Origin of the sequence: Mesorhizobium intechi (assembly GCF_002879535.1) — a bacterium.
Classification (GTDB): Bacteria; Pseudomonadota; Alphaproteobacteria; order Rhizobiales; family Rhizobiaceae; genus Mesorhizobium; species Mesorhizobium intechi.
The window spans coordinates 1-2966 of sequence record NZ_PNOT02000364.1; the positions used below are offsets into that span (position 1 = coordinate 1).

Genomic DNA, 2966 nt, shown 5'->3' on the forward strand with positions numbered 1-2966 from the left:
GTTCGACGGTGCGCTTGTCTTCGGCGACATCGTCATCCGCCATGCCCTTCTTGAAGCTCTTGATGCCTTTGGCCATGTCGCCCATCAGCTCGGGAATCTTGCCGCGGCCGAAGACCAGCAGCACGATCACCAGCACGATCATCCAGTGCCAAATCGAAAATGAACCCATAGCAAATCTCTCTCGAATGTTTTCCCTGGCGATGATCTATGCGTTTTCGCGTTGGGATTCAAACACAACAGCGACAGAGTTTATGAAAGGCTGACCGATGTCACGCTTTTTCGACTCGCTGGCCCGCTACCAATCGGCGCATCTACGACCTATCGGCGCGCTTGGACAGAGCGCCAGTGGTCAATCTTCCGTGACGCGCGGCGTCAGCAGGCCGAGTTCCTCAAGATCGATATCGGTCAGCGGATCCTCGTCTTCCGTCAGCACGTCGGGGTCGGCCGGCGGCTGCGGGATGGAGAAATTCGACGGCATGCGGCCCGAAAGCAGGCCCGCCCCCTTCAGTTCTTCCATGCCCGGGAGATCGCGGATTTCCTCCAGCGCGAAATGGTCGAGGAAGGTTTCGGTGGTGCCGTAGGTGACGGGACGGCCGGGCGTCTTGCGGCGGCCGCGCATGCGAACCCATTCCGTCTCGAGCAGCGTGTCCAGCGTCCCCTTCGACGTCTCGACCCCGCGGATATCCTCGATCTCGGCGCGCGTCACCGGCTGGTGATAGGCGATGATCGCCAGCACTTCGAGCGCAGCACGCGACAGCTTGCGCTGCTGCACCGTGTCGCGGCTCATCAGGAAGGCGAGATCGCCGGCGGTGCGAAAAGCCCAGGCGTCGCCGACGCGCACCAGATTGACGCCTCGCCGGGCATAGACCTGCTGCAGCTCGGCCATGGCAAGGGCAACGTTGATGCCGTCGGGAAGGCGTGCGGCAAGCTGCTTCTCGCTGACGGGTTCGGCGCTGGCGAAGACAATCGCCTCGGCCATGCGCACGGCCTCCGCAATATGCAGGCGCTCGGCCGGATTCTGCAACGGAGTCTCGGCCGAAGCCTGGTCGAGCTCCCCTTCCAGTTCATCGTCCACCTTGAAGGGGATAACCGAAGCGTTGGCGCGTTCGCTCATGATGCCACCTCGACTGCCTTGATTGCCGGTGCCCGGTGATCGCGCAGATAGATCGGCGCGAACACCTCGTCCTGCCGCACATCCATCTTGCGCTCGCGCACCAGTTCCAGTGTCGCCGCGAACGAGCTGGCGATGGCCGTGCGCCGCTCTTCCGGGCTGGTCATGTATTGGATGAGGAAGCTGTCCAGCGCCGTCCAGTCCCGCAACGAGCCGATCAGCCGGGTCAGGATGTCGCGCGCGTCCTTGAGCGACCACACGCCCCGCCTGGCGATGGTTACATTGGTGATTGCCTGCTTCTGCCGCTGCTGGGCATAGGCGGTCAGCAGATCGTAGAGCGACGCCGAATAGGTGTTGCGCTTTTCGATGATGACCATTTCGGGCATGCCGCGCGCGAACACGTCGCGGCCGAGGCGATTGCGGTTGACCAGACGCGCCGCCGCATCACGCATCGCTTCCAGCCGCTTCAGCCGGAATTGCAGCACGGCCGCCAGTTCCTCGCCGCTCTCGCCCTCTTCGCCCGGCTGCTTTGGGATCAACAGCTTCGACTTGAGGAAGGCGAGCCATGCCGCCATCACCAGATAATCGGCTGCAAGTTCGAGCCGCAGCGCCCTCGCCGTCTCGACAAAGGCCAGATACTGCTCGACCAGCGCCAGGATCGAGATGCGCGCCAGGTCAACCTTCTGGGTGCGCGCAAGATGCAGCAGAAGATCGAGCGGGCCTTCGAAGCCGGCCACATCGACGACCAGCGACGGGTCGCCGGTGACGCGTGAATCGTCATTCTCGGCCCACAAGCGGTCCATCGGTGCGGCCTTCGCGGCCTTGCCTTCCAATGTTTCCGCCACTGCCTTTGTCACTTCCCTTGGTTAGGCCACCGCATCGAAATAGGTGGCGAACTCTGCGCGTATCTCGGTTTCCTCTGCTGCGTCGCGTTTCCTTATATAGGTCAGCGCCCGCTTTGCACGCTCCAGCGACTTGCCTTCAAGCCCCGTGGTGCGCGACGCAATGCCCGCCATCTCCTCGAAAACGCCGTTGCAGTGAAGGACCAGATCGCAGCCCGCCGCAAGGATCGAGGCCGCCTTTGTCGGGAAATCCCCAGAAAGTGCCTTCATCGAGGTGTCGTCGCTCATCAGGAGCCCGTCAAAGCCAATGTCGCGGCGGATGATCTCGTCGATGACCTTGCCGGATGTCGTCGCCGGGTTCTTGGGGTCTATGGCGCTGTAGACGACATGCGCCGTCATCGCCATCGGCAGGTCGTTGAGCTCCCGGAACGGGGCAAAGTCATGCCGCTGCAGGTCGCTGAGCGACGCGTCGACCGTCGGCAGCTCGAAATGCGTGTCGGCAAACGCCCTTCCATGCCCCGGAATGTGCTTCATCACGGGCAGCACGCCGCCCGACATCAGGCCTTCGGCAGCGGCGCGACCGAGTTCGATGACCGCCCGCGGCTCCTTGCCGTAGGCACGTGCGCCGATGACGTCGCTGGCGCCTTCGATCGGCACGTCGAGCACCGGCAGGCAATCCGCGGTGATGCCGTAGCGCAGCAGATCGAAGGCGTGCAGGCGCGCCATCAGCCAGGCAGCACGGGCACCGGCGTCATGATCGTCGCGCCACAGTGCACCAAGCGCCCCGCCCGCCGGGTAGTTCGGCGCCAGCGGCGGCCGCAGGCGTTGCACCCTGCCGCCTTCCTGGTCGATGAACACCAGCGCGTCCGACCGCCCGATACAGTCGCGCATCTCGGCGACGAGATCGCGGATTTGCTCGGTTTCGCCGATGTTGCGGGCAAATAAGATGAAGGCCCACGGGCATTCGTTGCGATAGAAATTGATTTCTTCGCGGGTGAGTGATTTCCCGGCAC

Annotated in this window: 4 protein-coding genes; all 4 read right to left on the reverse strand. The window is 63.5% G+C overall.

The genetic code is table 11. The annotated features are described in order from the left end of the window. Positions 1–169: twin-arginine translocase TatA/TatE family subunit (locus C1D09_RS30570; protein ID WP_143977678.1), on the reverse strand; the 169-nt coding region annotated here is incomplete at its 3' end. A 180-nt stretch (positions 170–349) separates the two neighbouring features. Then, on the reverse strand, positions 350–1114 hold the full coding sequence (gene scpB / locus C1D09_RS30575) for an SMC-Scp complex subunit ScpB (protein WP_143977679.1): 765 nt from the start codon (positions 1112–1114) through the stop codon (positions 350–352). Next, positions 1111–1914, reverse strand: coding sequence for a segregation and condensation protein A (locus C1D09_RS30580; RefSeq protein ID WP_143977681.1), 804 nt, complete (start codon positions 1912–1914; stop codon positions 1111–1113). The genes scpB and C1D09_RS30580 overlap by 4 nt, the downstream gene beginning before the upstream one ends. A gap of 63 nt (positions 1915–1977) precedes the next feature. Next, positions 1978–2966: beta-N-acetylhexosaminidase (gene nagZ / locus C1D09_RS30585; RefSeq protein ID WP_143977680.1), on the reverse strand; the 989-nt coding region annotated here is incomplete at its 5' end.

Coding starts and splice junctions, on each gene's coding strand:
- scpB (WP_143977679.1), bottom strand. CDS start 1,114: ATGAGCGAACGCGCCAACGCTTCGGTTATCCCCTTCAAGGTGGACGAT.
- C1D09_RS30580 (WP_143977681.1), bottom strand. CDS start 1,914: ATGGACCGCTTGTGGGCCGAGAATGACGATTCACGCGTCACCGGCGAC.